Raw genomic sequence first — 23518 nt, 5'->3', positions numbered from 1 at the left:
GTTTTTTGCGTTAGCGGGAGAGCTTAAGCTGCTTGTTGGTGCTTTAAATGACGTTTTATAGCTTTACGTTCACGTTCAACATCCTGCTGCCATAGAATATCACCTATTCGGCGGATATTTCTGGCGACAATAGCCAGTGCAACGTAACGTTTAAAACCACCCATGCCATGATCTAGGCATTTGTCTAGTCCGTGCACCTGCAGCGCATTGATTGCTGACTCTACTGCTGAGTGCGCACGACGGGCTTTAACAAATTCTTCCATTTGTTCTATTGCTTTGCGCTCTTTGGATAGTTTGCCTTTTTTGGGCAGCGTAACCTGCTCAAGATGTTGGGCTAATTCAGCCTGGTTAGCAGGTGAATGAAAACCTTTATCGAAGCTGCAGGCATTGAGTATGGGAAAGCGTTTTTTAGCTTGCGTGACCATGTTTACCGCAATTTGATCATCGGTTTGTCTTTCCATTACGTGATGGTGCAAGATGAATTGATGCTGGTCTTCCAGAATGCACACTTTGACGCCTAACTCGACAGGCACACCGGCTTTGCCTTTACTGACCCATTCGGTGTGGGGTTCAAAAATGGAGAATACTTTTTCCTGGTGAGGAATGATTTCGCCTTTGATAACACGACGCTCAATTTGGTCTATTTGGCGCTTGGCATGTTGGAGGCAGTCTTCAATTTCAATCTTTTGCAGCAACTCGCGCGTAGCAGTTGTAACCAGCTTGGTTAAGGTGGTTTGAATTTTGTTCACGTAACATTGGGCTTGCTCAATATAGGCCTGATACGCTTGAATCGTTTGTAGGTTGCTTTGTTGGTCTGCGGCTTTGCGGCGCTTCTTGCTCTGTGCATTGCGCATAAGTCGTTTTAATTGACGTAGATTGTAGCGATATTGCCGCCAGTCGCTTAAGTGCTGGCTTTCGCACCAGCGCGCCGTCAGCGTAATCGCTTTGCGCAGGGCATCCCCCAATAAGTTGATGTCGGTTGGAAAATGCACATCGGTTTCAACCACAAAGGAGTCGCACCGCCCACGCAGGGCGCTTTCGTCCTTTTTTATGAGGATATGCCCTCCCTCGACGATGATCTGGTTTAATCTGTCCAGCAATTCTGGCGTGAACAAACTGACATTATCCACCAGGGTTTGATAGGCATATTGCTTGTCTTCATCGTACAGACTATGCCCCAACATTGCGCGCAAGGTCCTGTGCTGGTTGACCAATTCGTGCAGACGGTCATAATCAGCATTTAAGTCCAGCCGTAATACGCCACATACCAGGACACTCCATAGGGTCATGCCAGGACGACCATTGTGCTTATCCACCTTGGGGGCAATTTCACTTTCCAGTAAGGCAAAAACTTTGTGGCACAATGCCTCATCCAGGTACAGGTGCTGTAAGCCGCGCAGTATCCTCGGAATATCATCTCGTGATCTCAAGTCAAATTTGATGTGGGATACATCAATTTCACCTAATTCCATCTGGGAAGTTTGGGTTACGCGCATTTGATTTCCACTTGAACGAAGTTTGTCTTTGAGGACAATATTTTCGCTGATTTGAATCGAAGTTTGAAATTGTTTTGCTTGAAAATACGCCAAAACCACCTAATAACGGCACTTTCACTCATTTTTTCAGCAATCTTCTTTTCTTGAATTAGACGCAACCCTATGTTTATTATAGAAGAAGAGGGTTTTCGGGCCGACACTACATAGGCTATTAATCAGTTCTGGAATTATTGGCCCTGTATCCGAATATCATGGTAGTACTATTATAAAAATATTATTGCAGTATGGGTTTCTTATTTCTCTTGTCACAATTTTAGCCGGGTTTTCTTTAAAAGCCTGGGAAGCTTATATCGATACTAATAATAAGGTTAAAGATAGAGAAGCTAAAGTCGCTCTCGAACAGATCACTAAAGAAACATTAAGTAATTTTATGTATTTAGCCATCTTAATTAACACTATTGAGAAACAGAAGCCTACAAAATTTTGGGACATAAGAAGAGCAAATGAAACAGAATTAGCATATCAAGATAGAGCAAAAAATCATTTCAGGGACTACCAACACGAAATACAGAGCTATTTACAAGAGTTAAAATATTCAAACGCTGTATTTAAGAGCTTTCACCGAAATCTTTCATATGCTGATACAAAATTACAAGAACATATTGAGAGCACGTATCACCAACTTGACGAGGTTATTGATGCTTTTGAACGTTTTGAAACAGGGTTAAAGCATCTACTTTCATTAGATCTAAGTGACTTGGAAAGAACAACAAGAAGTATTGCTCTTCACCAAGAAAAAATTATCAATTCTAAAATTGCCATTTTTTATGCAGCTGCTCATTTTTGTGCTGTATTAAAAGATACGACGGATACAGTAACTTTATCAGAGTATCTTCGGTTAATAGGAATTAATATCAACCTTCAACCAGGCATGGAAGGATATCAAATGGCTCTTAAAGAAGTGGCTAAACTATCAAATGAAAAAGTGGCAGTTTTATCAAATGGATTAAAAGAAGGTAATTCAGGTTCAGGGAGAGAGATTGAGCGACGGATCAGCGATCCTTACTTACTCATGCTTAGAAAAGCTACAGGCTTAGGTGAAGAGCTTTCAGAGGGCGAGCTATCAAATATTCAAAATAAGGCACTCAATAGAGATGAACATGAACCAATAAAATTGTTCAGAATGGCTGCTTATTCGTATTTGGAATCTGATGGTCATGCATCAATCACATATTTTGAAAGAGCATTAAAGTCTGAAACAATGTCAGATATTATGAAAAAATATGCCCAATTATCGGTGGATAGGTTGAAAAACCCAGAAAAATATGAAGAAAGTATTGGGATTATGGTATTAGAAATAACTGAAGGAGGAAATTTTGATAAAGCTGGCATAAAAACAGGTGATGTTTTATTGTCATTAGATGGGAAAACAATTTATGAGCCAATGGAGATTGCGTCGGAGCTTGGGAAAGATAGGAAGTCTCCATTCCTAGTTAAGTTGATCCGTAATGATCAGCTTATAAAGATTGTTATCCATGGTGGCGAATCAGCAGGAGCTATATTGACGCAGTTAATAATACTTAACGCAGTACAGTTATAGTGTAAAAAACGTAACAAGTAAGGTTAGGTTAATCAGAGCATCCATCAAGGAGCTGAACGTTATACTCTTGGCTGTTAGCACCTATGGCTATTTCTTGATCAAAAATGGAAAGTATCATTATCTCATTGTCTGGTTCTGGTCAAATTCAGCCAATACTGATCCTCGTCATAAATATTCAACGCATAACATTCATCACTACGCTGGTAACGGATGAAGGTCTGATAAACCATGCGGTTGCGCAGGAACTCCTTGCTCGGTGAAAACATCTGTGCCTGCGAGCCACTGGCTGCTTTTAGCGCGCTCTTATCCATTTCATGATCCAAATCACGAATCAGCGCTAGCAAAATCAATTGTTGCCGTGGCTCCAGATCATATGCTTGCCCCTCAATGAATACTTTGCTTTGGCTCTCCACATACCGCAAGGTAGTACCGGGGGCAGCCTCCTCAATCATTTGCGGTCCAGGTAAATGAAGCCTATCTGCGAAAAACTCAAACTTGCTCTGACTAATACGAGCCAATGATGCGAGGTTAGAAACATCCATTCCAGCAACAGGAGATCCTACGGGCAAAGGCAATTCACTGCTCGTCAGGATGCGACAAGATTGCGTCGTTTTTTCAAGCATAATCTGTTCACGCAGCCGGTACGCAATTTCTGGCTGGCGCAGCCGACGAGCAAAATACCAGGTCAGTGCCTTGCCACGTTTTTCTTCGGTGGTGCCCAGTCGCCACACAAGATCAGGTTCAATTTGTTTCATACCGTTGATCGAGAGATTGAGCCCATTAAGCAGTCGGTGAATGAATTTTTGCAGCGGGACTTGGTGCGTTTCCCGATAGTAGCGCGGCACCTCGAAATCCTCACATTCCGGGCAGAACAGTAAAATTTGCTCCGGTAAGGTTTCTCGCACCACCCGCGCAGATTCAATCCAGCATTCGGGGCAAGTGATCCAATCCAGGGAATGGCCTGAAACGAGCATACGCTCTTGAAGTAAAAGCTCGGCAGCACTTTTTCTTTCACCTTCTCTGAGTGTAGAAGCGCTGATCTCCATATCATTGCGCTCAAGTAACCAGCACAGCAAGGCTGTGGCATTGATTTGTTGCTGGCTCATCTTATTTTGACCTCATCGATTTGTTCTTCCATCTCGATCACGTTCAAGGCACGCAACACGGCGTTGGCAATCGGTTGATTACGCGCAGACAGATTTTTGATGGTGGAAGATCCGGAAGAATACAGATCAAAGCTGAAGTGCTGCGGTTTATTGTTTTCACTGGAAGTTGTATAGACGATGAGGCTGGCCCCCTCCAAGTGATACTCTGCCTCAAAAGCATGATTTGTTTTAAATGTTTGCAGCGCTAGTCGCACGGCATCAGCATGTTCTTTGCTTGAGTCAGCTTCGACTTGATAGCTCACACCAGCCATTCCAACTGGACAGAAGCGGGCACGACGCAGCCGCACTTTTTCAACGCCATATCTTGACCAGTCCTCGAACGGCTGCATCAATCCATCAAGTAATGCATTAAGTTGGTAGCGCTTCTTCTCGATGGCTTCAGGGATGATTGGATTCTCAATTACGTGCTTACCAAATAGTTCGAGTACGGCGGTGTGGTTTTTGGCACCCCCTTTGACTACGGTTTCAACTATACCGGAGCCGGGGTGATAAACTAACGCAGTCTCCAGTGCAAGGCGGGTGCTGATACGCTTGAATTGATTGTCAGTAAACTGGGCCATGGCGGTCACCGGCCCTTCCACATAAATGGTCAGCTGGATGCTGCCATCCATAACACGCTCACTGAGTTCGATATGGGTGCTCTCACCTGCGCCCACCTTTTTGTAAAGCTTGGCTACTTGCTGGCAGAAGGCTTCCAATTTTTCGCGATCACGGCTAAGACTGAGTCCCGGTTGGATACGGTGTTTTTTCCAATACTTGCCATTGGCTTTCGCCTGAAACGCGAGGTGCAATTCAGTATCGCGGAAGACCTTGTCCCTGAATGCAAGCATCCATAGTGCTTTCTCACGATCATCACGCATGGCAAACGCTTGTTCGACGAGCGCATCACCCTGGCAGGCAAATTGAAATTCTTTAATCGCAAGCTCATGTGACATGATATGTGCCCGGCGTAAATCGTCATACCACAAACCAATATTGTGCTCGATTGCTTTACGCTCTTCCCGCAGCTGCAGGTATGGTAGAGAAGCATGGAGCGCATCGATGGCATCCGCCAGGGCCGTTGGTAACGTGTCAGCCGGTTGCTCCCAATCGATGTCTAGATTGGCATTGAGCACATGCGCTTCAGTGAATTCGCGCAAGGTCGGCATGGAAATATGCCGCAGAAAATGGCGTGGGTTGAAGACTTTCATTTTTCTCCTTATAGATATTTGCGCACCAGGCCGACCACAACACCAAATATTTCCAGCTTTCCTTGCGGCCGGATGATGGGGTAGTGGGGATTGGCGGGAATGAGATGGAACCCTTCCTGGTCACACCCTAATGTTTTGAGCGTGAACTCGTCATCGACGATAGCTACCACTAAATCTCCTGGGTTGGCATGGCAGCAACGCTCAACCACAGCCAAATCCCCGTGGTGAATACCAGCATTGATCATTGAATCTCCCTTGACTCGCACCAAGACGGTCTGTGACGGTTTTTCGATCAGGAAGCGATCCAGCATGACCTTTTCGCATGGCTCATCCGAAACTGGAACGGGCGTGCCAGCCGGTACGGGATGGTTGGCGATCGCACGTTCAAAGAAGAGATCAGTCGGCGCCCAATCGCCATAGGGAGTACGCTCCAGCATACCGGCTGCTTCTAGCCGCTCCAGTACTTTCTTGATGGCCGATTTGGAAGCAAAACCCAATATTTCCATGAGATGCGCATAAGAAGGGATAACCCGGTGCTCGGCATAATATGCCTGCAGCCTAGCCAGATATTCGTGATCTTTGTTGGGTTTGTAGTTGGTTTTTTTCATAGGCGGCATGATAGAGAACGAATGTTCTTTAGTCAATAGTAATAATGAGATTTTCATAATTTATGCATGAGCCATTATCTGTCCGCATATCTTCGAAACTCCCTCATGGCAAGGGCTGGCGTTTAGAGGGATAATTTAACTATCAAACAAGTTGGAAAAACGTGAGGTGATACCGATGATGGATGTGAACCAGACCCCACCCGAAAAAATGACCTCGGCGCAGCGCAGACAAGAAATTGCTTCGATATTAGCAAATGGACTGATCCGTTTGCGCAATGCAAGATATCAGCGGCACGCTGGAATGGGCACAGAGAGCGAGTTTGAACTTGACTCTTCTGGCCAGGGGAGCGTTCATTCAAACCCGTCAACGAGATAAAAATGGAGCCAAAATGAACTCACGTAACACCCCGTATGCCTTTCCACCATCAGTGCTATCACAAATCACCCAATTACCTGAATTGCCGATGACCGAAATCAAGGCACTTTGGAAACGATTATTCGGTACCGAGATACCAAACCACAATCGCCAGTTTTTGGAGCGCCGCATTGCTCACAAGCTGCAACTAATAGAATTTCGCAAAACCGATCGTAATCTGCTGGAAAGTAACGAGCGACGGATCAAGGCACTGATTGAAACCGGCAAACTGCGCAATTGTGAAAAGGATTGTCGCCCTTTGGCAGGTAGCGTATTGATACGAATCTATCAGGATGTCGAGCATCGTGTAATGGTCGAAGCGGATGGACAATATGAATATGAAGGCAGCCGGTATGCCAGTCTCTCTGCAATTGCACGTGAGATCACTGGTACGCGATGGTCTGGACCGCTTTTCTTCGGGTTGAAAGCGCCTGTGAAAACCAAAGTCAAGAAAGGAGCCAAGCGATGAGCGAAAATATCAAGCGACGCATGCGGTGCGCGGTCTACACGCGTAAATCAACTGAGGAAGGGCTGGATCAGGAATACAATTCGATTGATGCGCAGCGTGACGCGGGTCATGCCTACATCGCCAGTCAACGGAATGAAGGTTGGATTCCGGTTTCTGATGATTATGACGATCCGGCATACTCCGGTGGTAACATGGAGCGGCCTGCGCTGCAGCGCCTATTGGTTGACATCGAAGCCGGCAAGATAGACGTTGTCATCATCTACAAGATAGACCGGTTGACGCGCAGTCTGGCCGATTTCTCCAGGATGGTCGAGGTATTTGAACGTTACGGCGTATCATTTGTGTCAGTCACTCAACAAATGAATAGCACAACGAGCATGGGGCGGTTGATGCTCAACGTTCTATTGTCTTTTGCCCAATTTGAGCGTGAAGTCACCGGTGAGCGTATTCGTGACAAGATTACTGCTAGCAAGAAAAAGGGGATGTGGATGGGCGGCATTCCACCGCTTGGTTACAATGTCGAAAATCGCCGATTAGTACCGAACGAGCGCGAAGCCAAGATTATCCGGCATATCTTCCAGCGTTTTGTTGAACTGGGTTCCAGCACTACGCTGGTCAAGGAATTAAGGTTGGATGGCGTTACATCGAAATCCTGGGTTACGCAGGATGGCAAAGTGCGTGAAGGCGCGCCTGTCGATAAGAGTTTAATCTACAAAGTACTCAATAATCGCACTTACCTCGGTGAACTGCGCCACAAAGAGCATTGGTATCAGGCTGAGCATCCGCCCATCATCGAGCGTGATTTGTGGGACAAGGTGCATGTTATCCTTGCGACCAATGGTCGAGTTCGCGGCAACGATACACGAGCAAAGGTGCCGTATCTGCTCAAAGGGCTCGTGTTTGGCAATGACGGCCGAGCCTTATCACCGTGGCACACGACTAAGAAGAACGGGCGCCGCTACCGTTACTATATTCCACAGCGTGATACCAAGGAACATGCTGGTGTATCGGGATTGCCGCGGCTTCCTGCCGTAGAACTGGAATCAGCAGTACTTGATCAATTGCGAGCGATTTTGCGTTCATCAAAATTGATAGGGGAGGTGCTACCTCAGGCAATTAAGCTCGATCCGAGCTTGGATGAGGCTAAAGTGACCGTGGCGATGACACGGCTCGACGCGATTTGGGATCAACTGTTTCCGGCGGAGCAGGCGCGTATCGTCAAACTGCTGGTTGAAAAGGTGATCGTATCCCCCAGCGATCTCGAAGTGAGACTGCGTGCCAACGGTATCGAGCGACTGGTGCTGGAAATGAGTCCAGAGCCAATTGCACAGCAAGAGGAAGTATTAATATGAGCAGTATCGAAATCAACAAAACCGGTGAGCCGGACATTCTTCAGGCAAGCGATGGCAGGTTAACTCTCTCTGTACCAATTCAGATTAAACGCCGCAGTGGGCGTAAGCTTGTTACATTGCCTAACGGCGAAGTGGCAAAAAATCGGCCTTTGGACACTGCGGCCACACCGCTACAGTTGGCGCTGGCTAGAGGCCATCGTTGGCTGGCCATGCTCGAGTTGGGGGAAGTCAAATCTTTGAGAGAAATCGCTGCCCGGGAAGGGGTCGATAACAGTTATGTTAGTCGAATGGTCAATTTGACCACGCTTGCGCCGGATATCGTCGCTGCGATTCTGGATGATGCGTTACCGAACCACATCACCCTTTTTGATCTGGCGGTGGACCCGCCCGTGTTGTGGGAAGAGCAAAAGGAACGGATTAAGATTACTTTATTTACATAAGCTCCTGATATTTTTTCATAGCTATTCAATTTTTAAATTTTGATCGCTTGTCAGAGTGTTTGACGCTATTTCCATTTTTCATTAAAAAAATTTTTTGAATATTTTTTTCTACCAAAAGGATTACCATGCTTGAAGAGATGTCAATCACTGTGGGCTATATTGCTGCTTTTCTCACCACTGCTGCCTTCGTGCCACAGGCCTGGTACTCATGGAGAACACGTGATCTGTCAGGTATCTCGCTGCCAATGTACACTATGTTTACTATTGGCGTCGGGTTCTGGCTATTCTACGGTTATCTGATTGGTAGCGTGCCTGTTATATTTGCTAATCTAATAACGTTCTTGTTGTCCAGTATGGTGCTCGGCATGAAAATTCAGCAAATTATGGCCCTGCGCTTCAATCGCTGACTTCGTCGGCGGCTTGTCAGCCTCTATGCAAAAATTATCCAGGAAAGCGATGTTACGGTAGCACTATTAGTACAAATTCAGGTTGTACGGCACAGTAAGATCAAACAGCTTACTTTGCCCAGTCGGTTTTAAAACCACTGAAATTGTTCCTATTCAGAAGGGACCATTGGTTAGTTATGCCCGCAGTAAGAGAAGTCAAAATCTGAAAGCGATCGCTGATTACGAAGGAATTAACAACAGATACGTGAACAGAATGGTAAATTTGATTACGCTTGCGCAAGATATTGTGGCTGCCATTTTGGATGGTAAGTTACCGAATCACATATCGTTGTTTGATCTGGCGGTTGATCCGCCAGCGTTGTGAGGTGAGCAGAGGGAGCCGATCAAATGACTCTATGCCGCCTATGCGCTTTGAATTATTTTATATGTGATCAGCTATATTACGAGCTTGCTTCTATTGCGTATTTACCTCAAAACGTCAACAGACCCAATTTTCATACGAAAAAGATAGTCACCTGAGTATATATCCCTACCTTTCGTTTCATCAATTCACCAGAAATTAGGGTTAAAGCCATCAAATCTTGCAAATTTGATATTTCTTGAGCATTCACCGATATCAATATTTTCCTGTCCTGTCAAATGGGTTCAAATTATTTGAATTTCATAACTTGTTAGAATTTTTGACAATCCGACAGTCTGCTTGTACATTTAGCTACTAAGCAATAGATATTTATTTTTCATTTACACATTATGATAATGTTTCTTATCTAGCACATGCACATGCGGGTTCCAGGCAACTGAGCGCCTAGTCAGAACCGCATCTGCTTTATTGAATATTACAGGAGGTGTGTCTTATGGTTGCGATCGTTGCAGGCAAGGGACTTGGCCTATTTGATACATCTTTGAATATTCTAGGTGAGGCTGGAGTACTCGGCAAAAGCATGCTTGGGCAAGGAAATAGCCACGCATTTGTCAATGCGGTAAATGGTAATCTAGTGCTGCAGATGCAGGACGAGCAGCTCTCAGGTCGCGGACTGGACCTTTACGCTTTGCGGACCTACAACTCGCTTGTCACGCTGAACGTGGGCAATGGAGAGGGCTGGCGCTGGAGTTGCGAACAGACGGTAACGTTCCAGGGACTGGGCACGCCCGCACAGCCGCAAGAGGGTGCCACCGTGGTTCACACCGAAGGTGACGGACATGAGACAACATACACCTGGGATGAAGCGCGAGCAGCGTATATCAGTACAGAGGGAAGCGGCGCATCCAACGAACTGAGATACGACAGCACGTCGAGCGAGTGGGAGAGAATTAATGGTTCCACGCGCATGACAGAGCGGTACTCGAATTCTACCTCCTCAAGCATGACGGGCCGACTGATCCGTCGCGCCGATACGAGCAGCAATAGCATTATCTTTACGCATGATGATAGCGGGCGGCTGACGTTGATCCAGGATGCCGCCAGCCAGCAGGAATTGCGGCTAAGATACGGGCTGTTTAACGGTCTTTCCCGACTACAACGCCTTGAGACGCGTGCGCTTATCGACGACGAGAATGGACATGCGACAGCAACACTTGGCAGCGCGGTGCGGCAGGTAGAGTACGACTATGATAACTTAGGACGCTTGATCACTGTCACGATAGATTTGACGCCGGCTGACGGCAGCATTGCCGACGGTGTCGTATTTGTCACAAACTATACCTATGACGGTTCTACCACGCGCATCGCCAGTGTGAAGCAAAGCGGCGGTACCAGCGTATTCTACTTTTATGATGATGCCGGAAGGGTGCGTTCTGTTAAAGACCATAGCGATGCGGCCAGCTCACAATGGGTATTCACTTACAGCCCAGCTAGCAACAGTACCGCCATCACCGACGGTAACGGGCAGGCATGGACTTACCGATATGACGCAATGACTCAGCAGTTGATGGAGATCCTTAAACCTGCGGTGGGCGGGACGCGGCTATCGACTCAATTCAAGTATGACGCAAGCGGTAATCTGATCAGCATCACTGATGCGCGCAACAATACGGTGACCTACGACTATGACATTAACGGCAACCGCACGTTCGAGCGCGATGCGCTCGGCGACACGATAACATGCACCTTCAGCACGCTCAACCAGATGCTGACAGAAACGCGCTATCGCACCGTTGATCCGGATGGTGCGGGACCGCAGAGCGCCGGCGATCCATTCACCACGCGCTATGTGTATGACGCGAACTCACGCTTACGCTTTGTTGTGAGTGCCGAAGGGCGCGTAGCCGAGAACCGTTACGGGAACGCGAGTGTCGGCTACGGCTTGTTGACGCATACGCTGCAGTACATTGGCGAAGTCTACAACCTCTCAGGATTGATTCCGAGCGAGCAATTGACAGAAGCTCAACTCATAGAGTGGGTTACGAGGCTGCAGGACAAATCCCAGGTGCAGCTCACCGAGTACAGCTATGACTTGCGTGGCAACATGAGCCAGCAGACGAGCTACGCTGCGGTGAGTGAAACCGGTAAAGGGATCATGGATGAACAGGCGAGTGTGACGGAGTATAACTACGATGCACATAGCCAGTTGCGCCAGCGGATGGCCGTGCGCGGCAGCGCCGTGATCAGCGCACGGTCTTGACGAGTTTTGCGTACGACGGGATGGGCCGGGTGTTGACAAGCACGGATGCCAATGGCACTCAGACCACCGTCTATGACGATGCCAATCGCAACATAACTGTGACCGTGCAGAGCGGTATGACCGAGACGCGCAATTACGATAGCCGTGGTCGGCTGGTGAGCGTACGTCAGACGGGCGATGGCACGACGCGTGAGACGCGATATGTCTACAACAACGCCGATCAGCTGCGGATGTTGGAAGACGCACAAAGCGGTCGGCGTTATCTGTTCTATGACGCAGCTTGGCGCCTGGAGTACGAGGTCGATGCGACCGGGGCCGTGAAACGCTCTGAGTACAACGCGACCGGGCAGATCGTCCGACAAACACAGTATCTGAACCGCGCCGACACGAGTAGCTGGTACGACAGCACCACGCAAACGGTCACGAAGCTGAATCTCACGGTAGGTAATGCAGGCAGCGACGTGCCGACCGATGCGGCGCGCGATCGGTTAACGATATTCGATTACGATGCGGCCGGTCGGCTCATGAAAACAACCGATGCTGAAAACTTTGCTACGACCACCCGCTACGATGGAATATCGCGCGTGATCATGACGCATACGGATGATCGCGTAATCCGCTTTCTTTACGACAAGGACAACCGCAAGGTCGGTAGCGTGGATGCGCTCGGCTACCTCACCGAGTACAGGTACGATGCAGGCGGACGGTTGATTGAGACCGCGCGCTACAGCCAGCGCAGCCCGGCAGCAGTGAACATGGCCGCGCCCGTTTGGGTCGGTGTCACCAATCAGAATGCCATCGCCGGTCAGCCGTTTGAATATCGCGCGCCGGCATACGATGCGGATGGTGACCCTCTGACCTTCAGTGTGGTAGGCACGCAGCCCGGCTGGTTGAGCTTCGATGCGAGTACTGCGACACTGCGTGGCACGCCGCCGGCCACGGTGACGAGTTACACCGTCACGCTGCGTGCCGATGATGGTCGCGGCAAGTCCTCAGATGTGACGGTGCTCATCGCAGTGGCCAACGCTGCATCCAGCGGCGGGCAGGGCGGCACCGGGCCCACCTGGGCGTCACTACCATCTCTCAATGTTGTGACGAATGCTCCAGTGAGTTACGTCGTCCCGACGGCCACCGGCCAATCGCTCATTTACAGCGTGGTGAGCGGCTTGCCGCCAGGATTGTCCTTCGATGCGAGTACACGCGCGATCACAGGCAGCTCCAGCGCGGTCGGGTTCTACACCATCTTGTTGCGGGCCACGAATGCAAGTGGGCAATCCGTAGACAGGACCGTGTCGGTACAGATTCGTACGGCAGCCACCACACCCGATCAGTCGCCAGGTAGTGATGAGCTATCATCCTGGCGACCAATCGATACAAGCGCGCTGCACAGTTACGTCTATTACGACGGACAAGGGCGCGTCGTAGGCGCAGTGGATGAACAGCAATTCCTGACCGAAACAGTTTATAACGATGCGCTCAATTCTCAAAAAACATTGCGCTATCTGAGGCCGGTCATTGTCACCTCGGGTGACACCATGGCTTCGCTGAAGAACCGTGCGGGCGACTCCCGCCAGACATCGCTCGTGCGATACGACGGCTTCGGCCGAGTGGACGAGGTCACCGGGCTGGACGGTTCGACGGTGACACGCAACGAATACGACGACGCTGGCCGACTCACGCGCATAGTGAATGCCGCGAATACGGCCGAGCAGCGCGCTGGCCGCACGTTCTACAACACCTTCGGCGAAGTTACGGCGACGTTGGGCGGGGAGGGCGATGCGTGGCTGGGAACGAATCCGACGCCGCAGCGGGTCAGCGAGGCGATTCGCGACTACGGAATGCGGCATGAGTATGACACGCTCGGCAGGGCAATTCGCAGCGTGGACGCCAACGGCAACAAGACGCTGTTGTATTATGACCGCGAGAACCGGCTGACCCATACGCTCAATGTCATCAGAAAAAGCGCCAATGACACGCTGGCCGGCGAGGTAAGCGAGACGAAGTATAACAGCTTCGGTCAGACAGAGTCTGTCCGGCGGTATGCAACAGGGATCGCTGATGCGGATATGGAGCAGTTGTTAGCGGACGGCGGGGGCGGCTTCGCCGATCAGTTGCTGCTAAGCAAACTGGCGGCGCTAGCCAACATAAGCCGAGACCAGGTCAATACCTACGAATACGATCGCACTGGACGTCTGGTAAAGGAAGTCGACGGCGAGAATGGTGTCACGATCAATGTCTATAACGCACACGGTGAGCTTGCGGCACAGGTGCGCTCATATCTGGAGGGCCGTAACACTACAAAGCAGATTGACTATGATCTGAACGGGCGAGTGGTATCGCAGACGGACGATGTGGGTAGGATCAACTTGAACACCCGCACAGCATATGACGCTTTTAGTCGTGTCATTCAATCGATCGATAGTGCGGGTAAAGTCACCAAAACGGCTTACCAGGACAGCGGCCGTACCATCGTGGTAACTGATGCGCTCAACCGCACCACGGGCACCGAACACGACGCGCTCGGCCGCGTGTTCCGCATGACCAATGCGCTCAAGCAACAGACCGTGTATGCGTATAACGAGGCGGCGCGAAGCGTCACGGTAACGACGCCCGAAAAGATACAAGTGACCACGGCGCGTACGCGCCACGATGAGACGCTGCGCGCCACGGATGGACGCGGCAATATTACGCAATATGCGTACAACAAGGACGGTCAGCCAACGATGGTGACCGACGCATTGGGTCAAGTGATCGCCAAGACGAATTACGACCGAAGCGGCCGTAAGTTCGAAATTACTGATGCTCGCAGCATAGTAACGCGGTTAGGCTATGATCAGCGCAATCGGGTAATTGATCGGCAACTTGATCCCAGCGGCTTAAACTTTTTGCAGCGGTACAAATTCAATGCGCTCGGCCAGCAAATCGCGATGACAGAGAGGTCAAAAAACGGCGAATTGAGGGGAGCAACTTACGCTTACGACCGCAAAGGCCGCATGAAGAGAACAGTGGTAGATCCGAATGCGGGTGGGCTGCAGCTGACCACGAGCTACAGCTATAATAATTTTGATAAGACAGTAAGCATTGCGCGCGGTACGCTCTCGAGCACGGATCAGCAAGTCACGCTGTTCGAATTTGACCAGTTGGGCCGCCGTGTCAAAGAAATCGTGGCACCCAGCGCAGTCTTTGGGCCCGGGTCGCGCGACACGCGCGACCTTACCACCGAGTACCGCTACGACGCGGCTGGGCGACTGAGTTGCACGGTCCACCCCGATGGCACGAATACGTGGTATGTCTACGATGCTGCCGGCCAGCAAATTCAAACCATCAACGCGCTTGGTGAAGTTAGCGAAAGTGTTTACGACGCTAACGGCCGCTTGGCGCAAAGCCGGCGTTATTTCAACCGGCTGAGCGCTGAGGACTTGGCCAAACTGGGCGATGTGATCAGCGCGCCGGTGACACCCCAGGTCAACACGCGCGACCAACGCAGCTACTTTGTTTACGACAACGATGGTCGTTCACGTTACACGCTGCAGGCACATAATGGTACCGCCTGGACGATTGCCGAAAACCGCTTTGACGCTAATGGCAACATCGTCGAAACAAGACGCTACGACAAGTTTCTACCCGAAGCCCGGCTCGATGCGACCGATACCAGCGCCTCGCCAGGAATCAATGTCGCTGAGATCCAAGCCGAGTTGATCACGCTGGGCTACAGCGACGATGAGAGAACGCTGGCTAAAATCCAGCGCACGCGCTTTGCCTACGATGCGAACAATCGACTGCGCTTTACGGTGGATGCACTCGGCTCGGTCAGCGAGTCAGTCTACGACCCGGCGGGCCAGCTGGTGAGCAGCGTGCGCTATGCAACCCGACCGATGCTCACGGAATTTACCGAAAGCGCGATCAACGCTGCGCTCGACCGTACCGACTTCAGTAATCAAGTCAGCCACCATGCATACGATGCCGCCGGAAGGCAGCGCTACAAAGTGCTGGTGCTAGCCAGTGACGCTACTGGAAAGCCAACCCAGCAATGGATCAGCGAGCAGGCTTACGACTCGTTTGGCCAAGTGGTGCAGACCGTTACCTATGCGACATTGTTAGGCCCCGTAACCGACTACAGGGAGGCGACGCTGGCCAGCGTGATCACCGCGGGTGCGCAAGACCGGCGCAGCGCGTTTGTATACGACGCGGCCGGGCGGAAGGTCTATAGCGTGCAGGTGCAAATAGCGGGTAGCCAAAACATCGTCAGCAAACACGAGTTCGACGCGCTGGACCGCCTGGTCCAGAGCACGTCCTACGCTAAAACGATGGTGCTGGCCGATTTCGGCAAGGCCACGCTCGATAGTGCCACAATAACCAACGTTAGTGTCCACGACCGAACGACCCGCTTGGTTTATGACGCCGCGGGGCGGCAGCGTTTTGCGGTCGGTGCCGACGGATCGGTGAGTGAGAAGGTGTATGACGCGCTGAACCGCATCAAAGAGAGTCGGCAGTTTGATTTGTTGCTCAACAATACAATCCCGCACACCGAAGATGCGCTGTCCGCATGGCGCGCCGGGCGCACGATTGGCGACGGTATCACGCGCGGTGAGAAGTACGACTATGATCGCGCCGACCGGCTCCTGATAACGACCGATGCGGCAGCTTTCACTGAGACCAATGAGTACAACGCCCTGGGGGATAAGACCAGCTTCACCGACAAGAACGGCGCCAAATGGCGTTACGTCTACGACCGGCAAGGGCGCCTGTTCGACCAGTTCTCGCCACCGGTGGCAGTGCAGTTGAGCAGTGAGACCGCGCCGACCAATCGTTCGTTGCAAACGCGGCTTTACCACGATGCGTTTGGCAATTTGTTTAGGCGGCTCGAAGCGGTGCAAACGGTCGATCAACGCATCACGGAGTACGCTTACGACCGTCTCGGACGGCAGATCGGCATGATCCAGCCAGGTTGGTATGACTCGGCCACAGGCAGGGTCGAGGCGATCTCGGCGGAGGGGCGGTTTCAGCGCAGTCTGGCAACGACCTACGACGCGCTGGGTAACCAAGTCCGCACGCAGCTGCGCACGGGTCTCAACAGCTCTCAATATGAGTACAAGACTTACGACAACCTCGGCCGCGTGGTTTATGACATTGATGCGCTGAACAATGTCACTATGTTTGCCTACAACGTGTTTAGCGAGCAAACCACGGTCACACGCTATAACAAGAACGTAGGGACGCCACCGGCGGGAGTTGACACGCCATGGAGCGCCAATGCGTTGGCCAGCGCGCTTGATAACGATCCGCTCGCGCGCACAATGACGATGCGCTATGACAACCTGGGACGCAAGACGCAGGCGATTCAGCCCACCGTAGCCAGCTACTTCTTCAGTGGCAGCTCGGGACGGTTTGTCCCTCTGGACAGCAGCATCACGCCGGTGAGCGCCTCTGGCAATACCATGTTCGAGTACAACTCTTTCGGCGAGCTGTTTCATCAAACGGTTCAATTAGATAGCACACGTGCACAGGAAACTTGGCACTACTATGACACGATGGGACGCGAGACCCTCACTATCGTCAAGATCCATGCCATCATCCATTCTGAGGGCCAACCATCCATACTCCTGGGGTTTCACACTGCGCGCAGCTACGATGCCGTCGGTAACCTGACGCAAGTCATTGAGTATAATGGCTTCGGAGGAACGGACGAAGATAGCAACTTTCTCACGGTGCCGCCAATGCCGAATGAGGAAAGCGCCGATCGCATCAGCTCTTACGTGTACGATGTACGCAATCAGCAGACCGACACGCTGCGCTCGAACTTGAGCTATAGCGCGCTCGAAAACGGCCAGTATGTTCAAATCGAAGTTGGTCGTGACAACGGCGTGAACGTACAGCACACCGACTACGACGGTTTGGGTCATGCGATAGCCAACACTGACGCGATGAACAACGTTACCCGCTCTGCGTACAACGCGCTGGGACAGCTTATACAAGTGACAGAGCCCGCACGCTGGGTGGTCAAAAGCGGGCTGAACAACCCCGATCCTTTCCTGCTAGACAGCCAGGTTCTGACTTCACCGGTGACCGACTTGGTGCTCAACCCTTTCGGTCAAACCGTAAAGTCCACACACAGCCCCGGCCGCAGTGATGCTGCAGGTGCCACGTTGATCACCAGCACCAGCTACGACTTTGGTGGCAATGCCATCAGCATTACCGATGCCGGGGGAAACGTGAAGAATTGGCAGTATGACTTCTCCGGCCGTATCGTTAAAGAAACCCAAGCGATCAGTTCGACGCTGGGAGCCAGATTCCCCGTCGTCTCCGTCGAGACGCAAGAGTTACTAGTCTGGAAAGTCGTCAGACACACGCGGGAGAGGCGGTACGCCTACGACGCCGTGGGCCACATGACCGATACGCTGGACGTGTTCATGAACGGCTCGACATTGTCCCAGAGCGGTCTACGCAAAATCTACAACGCGTTCGGTGAAATCACCGAGGAACAAATCGTATGGGGTGCTGCGAGCGATGCGCTGAGCAATTTGCAGCACGCCACACGGCTGCACTACAGCTATGACAACGCCGGCAATATGGTTACCCAGGAGGGTGCCGATGGCCAGACCCAGTTCTTCTACAACCTCACGGGGCAAATAACCCGTACCGAGCAACGAGGCAACAACAGCACCGCCGACGACACCCACATCCGCGTTAGTGAGACCGGCTACGACCTGATGGCTCGCACAATCTGGCAGAGCAAGCCAGTTTTCTCGAGTGATGGGGGCATGGTCACGCCTAGGACTAGTCTAATCCTTGATCGGTGGGGCAACGTCATCCGTCGCACTGAAGTGAGCGACCGCGGCAATGGCTTGGCAGACACCATGCGGAGTCCAGAATATAAGTACAACGCCGACAACAAGGCCATCTCTGTGGAACCGGACCCCGCACGCGCACTTCGGGCGGATGGCACATCATATTTCCCGATCGTCAGGCATCAAACACACTATGACCTGGCTGGCTATGCGGTGGAGCAAATCGATGTTGCTTGGGATGTTCTAAGTACTGAACCTCCTCGCATGCTGCGCACGCGCAGTACTCTCTACAACAGCATCGGGCAGGTGGTGGAACAAAAGGACGCGGAGCAAGTCCACCAAGGACGGCATGGCCTGCGCTACGCCTACGACGCTAACGGCAACAAGGTAGCCACAGTCAACGCGGTAGGCAACGTTTTTGTCGATACCTTCGACACCAACGGCAATCAACTTACGCACAATGTCCTACGCCTGTCGCCTGGTGGCGAGAATGATACTTATGTGAGTGGATCAGGTAACATCCCGGTGGCCGTGCTATTGAACAGCCACAGCTACGATCAAGCTAACCGCCGCATCGAAACCCGCGACTACGTGTCGACTTCGCTCTCTCTCTTTAATGCCAACTACGCCCAATACGACGAGCGTGGCTTGGTGCGGGGAACCTTTCAGTTCCAGGCGTGGGACAACTGGCCTTTGCTTACACCTAGTAGCGGGGATCCGGGCCGTGAGACTTCCTGCATTTACGACATCCTGGGCAACAAGATCCAGCAAACTGACGCTTCGGGCCACAGCCAGGCCTGGAGCTACAACACTGCTGCGGATAGCGGCGATCAACTGAACTTCACGATCAACCGCCTTACCAGTACAACGAGTACTGCTGCAGGGGGGGGATTCAACCACACTACTACCTATAGCTACACCGATTTTGGTCAAGTCAAGCAGGAGACTTATACCGGCACAGACATTACGGATTCGACAGCGAAGAACAATCGAGTTTATGAATACAAGGAAAACGGGTTGCTTGCCCAGACAACGGATAGTCAAACGGTAGGCACTCTCGGTTTTGCTGGCGGTTTGGACTATTGGTCATCCATCAGCACGAATAAATATTCATACAACGACAGGGGACTGGTGGGGACTGTCAATATCGAGACCAAGGAAGGCTTTTACGAGTACTTTATCGGCAGTGATCTTCAACCTATAGCAGCGCAGGAGGAGCAGCGAGAAATAAGGGCTACTTATGACGCCCTAGACCGGCCTGTTACCGTCGACAATCTTAACATAGATGGCAAGCGCTCGAGCTCGAACGTCACTTACGACTACGACGAGCTCGGTAACCGCAGGAGAATTACGTTCAGCTCCGTCGGCCGAAGTACCATACCCCTGCCGGGCAACGGTACCCTTACAGGAGAGGAGATCAATGGTCGGCAATTGTGGTTCAACTACGACCACGAAGGGCGCATGACGCTGGCCAACAAAACCATTGAACAAGATGGCACTGTCACCGATGCTGGCGTGGTGATTACCTACGATGCCGTCGGCCGCCGCGCCAGGACGCGCACGCAGGAAGGAACAGAAATAAGAGAATCCCAACTAGGCGGAGACACGTCTTGGGAGCAAGCCCGTTTGGAGCGCTACACCTACAACGACTTAGGCTACCTCATCAAGATCGAACAGGCTGGGGTGCGCTCCAACAAACAGTTCTTGGAGAAACTTGAAGAGATACCACCCGACCCCGGTCCGAGTCCCTTTATGCCGTCGGAAACGCGCAGCTACGATTTGTTGGGCAATCTTTCTGAGAGTAGTCAATATAGCCATTTCCGCTTCGTCAGCGCCTTTAACATGAGGATGGAGCCCCAGTCACTAGTGAAGGTAAAAGATCACTATAACGCCGCAGGCCTGTTCGACAAGCAAACCTCAACCCATTCCACGAGACCGCACACAAATTCAGAAACTAAAAACCTCTATGACAACCACGGCATACTGCGATCCTACACCTATACCCAAGGGGATGGGCTGGGAACTGATCCCGTTCAGGGTTTCAAGAATACCTATACCTACGGCTATGTATTCAAGGCAGGGGCGCTGAGGGAAAGAGCTATTCTCGTTGAATCCAACCTCAAGAAATCGACACCGACGCAAAAAACCAACATCTATGACGGGCGTGGCAACCTGGTGTGGCAGCGTTCGGTGGACGGCCCGGGCAATACGGAGATGGTCTTCTTCGACTACGACGGATCGGGTCGCGTGCTCGACAAGGCTAAGATTGACATGCGGCCGAATGGGGGAATTCGGGATGACAAATACAACAGCTTCTTCTACAACACGAGCGGAGAGGCGATCGGCAACGTCCCCTCTAGCAGCTTTACCAGAAAAGGCTTGCACGCCAACTTTGGTATCAACTTCACGCCTGTCAGCTCCACTTATCCAAGTTCACAGCCCAGTAGCTATGCGGTCCTCACCGGTGATACCACGGCTAGCATTGCGAAGGCGTTCCTGGGAGACGAGCAGTTGTGGTACTTGATCGCTGACGCCAATGGCTTGACCACCGGTCCCTCCGATTCGCTGGAGTCACAGGTTGGACGAAGCCTACGCATTCCCAACGTCGTGACCAATTTGCACAACAACGTCGACACGTTTTCGCCCTATAACCCTAACACGATTATCTCCAACACGCCATGGGTGGGCGCGCCCATGCCGCCTCCCCCACCGACCTTCTGGGAAAAAACCGTTCAGCAGTTTGCGCCTGTCGTGGGAATTGCCACGTCCATGGTGCTGGGTGTGACGCTGTCGACACTGGGCCCGTTGGGGATGGGGATCGCAGCGGCCGCCGGTAGATTCGCCAGCCAGTCATTTTATATAAGCTTGTCAAGCGAGAAGGGATGGGATGACTATAAATTAAGTGATGCAGGAGCGGTGGCCGAAGCGGGGCTAACAGGAGCCCTTGCTGGCGGGCTGAGCGGGGCAGCCACTGCTGTGCGGGGACCCCTGTGGGTGCAGTCATTGGCCCAGGCTGGAGCTGCTGCGACCACCTATGCCTTCAACTATAAGATCCAGGAAATCATCCACCCCGAGAATAAGCCAGAGCCGTTCAAATCGAGCTTGTTGACGGCTACTTTGGGCGGTGCTGCTACCCCGGTGTTGGGTGGTTTTTTCTCGGATCTGGCTCAGCAGGCGCTCAATCCCAACACGGGATGGGTCTGGAACCCAAACGCGCGCGCCTGGAATGCGCTCTCTCAACAACTGGCCATGGGCTTGGGACAAGTGTTTATCCAGAATGCATTTGATGCGCTGCGGAGTGAATCGCCCAAGACTGTGGATCGGAAATTCGATGAAGCCAAAGTAGCACCGAAAGTCGCGGAAAGCAACGTAAAGGTTGCGCCGTCTGGCTGGGAGGTTGGGGCCGAGTTCGAACGAATAGGCTACGAGGATATCGCTGCAGACTACATACAGAAAACCATCACCAGAAACCTTGACGGAGTATTGATGGAAGAGTTTACGGAGCAATTCTACTGCGGCGCCATGGGGGGCGGTGAGGATGTTTGTTTGCCGCAATTCAATGAGGGTATAAAACCCGAAATCATCGAAATACATGACATTACATCGCCGGCCCAGTACAGGGCGAAGCAAGGCATTGCTAATGTCTCGACGTTTGAGCAATTCCGCGTGCGCTACAACTACGAGAATTTTAAACGCTATGGCCTGAAGGTTCCACCGCGCACCGATGAACACGACGCCCAAGTGAAACGGGCTTTCGCCAAAGAACGGCTCGAGCAATCCATCGTGATCGAAAGGAACCTGCGTCATACCACCGGCATAGCTGCTTTCGGGATAACGTCGTCGGTCGCGGTGGTGGGTACGGGTGCGGCCATTGCTCTCACTGCCTCCGCCGTAGCTAATCCATGGCTGTTCGTGGAGTCAGCTGCCGTTGGTTACGCCGCCGATACGGTCGTGACCAACGTCACGGGCAGCGAGACCTTGGGGCTTATCGCCGGGTTCGCGGGAGGAGGCGTCGCGGGGCTCGGTCGGGTAGGACCGGCGACGGTGGCAGAGACGTTGGCTGCATATCGCGCCAGGAATGCGGCGGTAGTGCTTTTGGAAGATGGAACAATGGTTTATCGTTATGGAATAACGCGTGAGGCGCTGAACGCCAAGGTCGTGACGGTAGGGACCCAGGCGGAGTCGGCAGCCGTTGCAATAAGTCCTAAAACCGTCGGCGGGCAACTGCCTGGCGTGACAATGGCACATGTGCCACCGGCACTGCCGCCCGTCAACCAGCCTTTACTGCCGGCTGGGAGGATTCGCGGCAACCTCAATCCAATTCCATCACGCGGCCCCATTGCGCTTGGGCCGGGGGACAGCGGAGGCTTCACGGCTGGCCCACCGGCACTGCCGCCCGTCAACCAGCCTTTGCTGCCGGCAGGAAGGATTCGCGGCAACCTAAATCCGATTCCATCACGCGGCCCCATTGCGCTTGGGCCGGGGGGCAGCGGTGGCTTCACGGCTGGCCCCATCGCTAACGCCGGAGCTTATAGTGACGTCGCTGGGCATCATATTCATCAATCTGCTAGTTTTTCTCCAGGTCGAGCAAGACTAAATCCGAATCACAATTCCGCAATTACGATTGAACAAGGTGTCCCTAGCTTTACAAATGCGCAGCATGATCTCGCAAGTACAGCCCAACGGAATATAAACCGGGCGTATCGGGGCGAGACAATAAACCAACCAAACGTAGGGTCTTTACAAATTGAGGCTACAGGCAATGGAACGCTTCTCTTTCCGAACATTGCTTTCGAAGACATCAAGGCCTTTTACGCCCTTCGGGCTGCCGGGTTTCATCCTGACGAGGCCTTGAGACTTGTTAATTTATCCAGAGCTCAAATCGACTCGGTTGGAGCTCTGCCAGTACGCGTACCTACAAGGTGATAGAGACCGAATGAGCTATAATCAAATGTGGTGTATGGAG

General features: G+C 51.8%; 11 protein-coding genes. 7 read left to right on the top strand and 4 right to left on the bottom strand.

The window, feature by feature from the left end:
- Positions 1-23 precede the first annotated feature (23 nt).
- Positions 24-1496 carry an ISNCY-like element ISNco1 family transposase gene (locus tag AAW31_RS06530; protein WP_046851564.1) on the bottom strand — a complete coding sequence of 491 codons (1473 nt, stop codon included), beginning with the start codon at positions 1494-1496 and terminating at the stop codon, positions 24-26.
- A gap of 277 nt (positions 1497-1773) precedes the next feature.
- On the opposite strand from AAW31_RS06530, the gene AAW31_RS06525 reads away from it, so the two are divergent.
- Positions 1774-3096, top strand: a complete 1323-nt coding sequence (locus AAW31_RS06525) for a PDZ domain-containing protein (RefSeq protein WP_046849631.1) — start codon at positions 1774-1776, stop codon at positions 3094-3096.
- A 122-nt stretch (positions 3097-3218) separates the two neighbouring features.
- Here the strand turns inward: AAW31_RS06525 and AAW31_RS06520 are convergent, their stop codons facing one another.
- The 3 genes from AAW31_RS06520 to AAW31_RS06510 are packed head-to-tail and all read right to left on the bottom strand — an operon-like array spanning position 3219 to position 6060.
- Positions 3219-4202, bottom strand: coding sequence for a hypothetical protein (locus AAW31_RS06520; protein WP_046849630.1), 984 nt, complete (start codon positions 4200-4202; stop codon positions 3219-3221).
- The gene (locus tag AAW31_RS06515) at positions 4199-5452 is read right to left on the bottom strand and encodes a hypothetical protein (protein ID WP_046849629.1); all 1254 of its coding nucleotides are present in this window, start codon (positions 5450-5452) and stop codon (positions 4199-4201) included. Before AAW31_RS06515 ends, AAW31_RS06520 begins: the two co-directional genes overlap by 4 nt.
- A gap of 8 nt (positions 5453-5460) precedes the next feature.
- Positions 5461-6060 (bottom strand): LexA family protein, encoded by a 600-nt coding sequence (locus tag AAW31_RS06510; RefSeq protein WP_144412866.1) that lies wholly within the window; start codon positions 6058-6060, stop codon positions 5461-5463.
- A gap of 275 nt (positions 6061-6335) precedes the next feature.
- On the opposite strand from AAW31_RS06510, the gene AAW31_RS06505 reads away from it, so the two are divergent.
- From AAW31_RS06505 to AAW31_RS06475, 6 genes are all read left to right on the top strand, one after another.
- Entirely contained in the window at positions 6336-6944 is a 609-nt protein-coding gene (locus AAW31_RS06505) for a DUF2924 domain-containing protein (protein ID WP_235264519.1), read from the top strand.
- A complete protein-coding gene (locus AAW31_RS06500) occupies positions 6941-8296 on the top strand; it encodes a recombinase family protein (RefSeq protein ID WP_046849628.1) in 1356 nt (451 codons plus the stop codon). The genes AAW31_RS06505 and AAW31_RS06500 overlap by 4 nt, the downstream gene beginning before the upstream one ends.
- Positions 8293-8736 (top strand): hypothetical protein, encoded by a 444-nt coding sequence (locus AAW31_RS06495; protein WP_046849627.1) that lies wholly within the window; start codon positions 8293-8295, stop codon positions 8734-8736. Before AAW31_RS06500 ends, AAW31_RS06495 begins: the two co-directional genes overlap by 4 nt.
- Before the next feature lie 125 nt (positions 8737-8861).
- Positions 8862-9143, top strand: coding sequence for a SemiSWEET transporter (locus AAW31_RS06490; RefSeq protein WP_235264518.1), 282 nt, complete (start codon positions 8862-8864; stop codon positions 9141-9143).
- A gap of 854 nt (positions 9144-9997) precedes the next feature.
- Complete coding sequence (locus AAW31_RS06480) at positions 9998-11764, top strand: DUF6531 domain-containing protein (protein ID WP_046849626.1); 1767 nt, start codon at positions 9998-10000, stop codon at positions 11762-11764.
- A gap of 20 nt (positions 11765-11784) precedes the next feature.
- Positions 11785-23478, top strand: a complete 11694-nt coding sequence (locus tag AAW31_RS06475; protein WP_046849625.1) for a putative Ig domain-containing protein — start codon at positions 11785-11787, stop codon at positions 23476-23478.
- Positions 23479-23518: the final 40 nt, after the last annotated feature.

It is taken from the genome of Nitrosomonas communis, from assembly GCF_001007935.1.
GTDB lineage: Bacteria > Pseudomonadota > Gammaproteobacteria > Burkholderiales > Nitrosomonadaceae > Nitrosomonas > Nitrosomonas communis.
Note: the sequence above shows the minus strand (reverse complement) of the source record. Positions and strands in the feature narration are given on the sequence as shown.

Excerpts from the sequence above, each read along its gene's own strand:
- AAW31_RS06515 (WP_046849629.1), bottom strand. The coding sequence starts at position 5,452 with ATGAAAGTCTTCAACCCACGCCATTTTCTGCGGCATATTTCCATGCCG.
- AAW31_RS06480 (WP_046849626.1), top strand. The coding sequence starts at position 9,998 with ATGGTTGCGATCGTTGCAGGCAAGGGACTTGGCCTATTTGATACATCT.
- AAW31_RS06520 (WP_046849630.1), bottom strand. The coding sequence starts at position 4,202 with ATGAGCCAGCAACAAATCAATGCCACAGCCTTGCTGTGCTGGTTACTT.
- AAW31_RS06475 (WP_046849625.1), top strand. The coding sequence starts at position 11,785 with ATGGGCCGGGTGTTGACAAGCACGGATGCCAATGGCACTCAGACCACC.
- AAW31_RS06510 (WP_144412866.1), bottom strand. The coding sequence starts at position 6,060 with ATGAAAAAAACCAACTACAAACCCAACAAAGATCACGAATATCTGGCT.
- AAW31_RS06530 (WP_046851564.1), bottom strand. The coding sequence starts at position 1,496 with ATGCGCGTAACCCAAACTTCCCAGATGGAATTAGGTGAAATTGATGTA.
- AAW31_RS06505 (WP_235264519.1), top strand. The coding sequence starts at position 6,336 with ATGCAAGATATCAGCGGCACGCTGGAATGGGCACAGAGAGCGAGTTTG.
- AAW31_RS06500 (WP_046849628.1), top strand. The coding sequence starts at position 6,941 with ATGAGCGAAAATATCAAGCGACGCATGCGGTGCGCGGTCTACACGCGT.
- AAW31_RS06490 (WP_235264518.1), top strand. The coding sequence starts at position 8,862 with ATGCTTGAAGAGATGTCAATCACTGTGGGCTATATTGCTGCTTTTCTC.
- AAW31_RS06495 (WP_046849627.1), top strand. The coding sequence starts at position 8,293 with ATGAGCAGTATCGAAATCAACAAAACCGGTGAGCCGGACATTCTTCAG.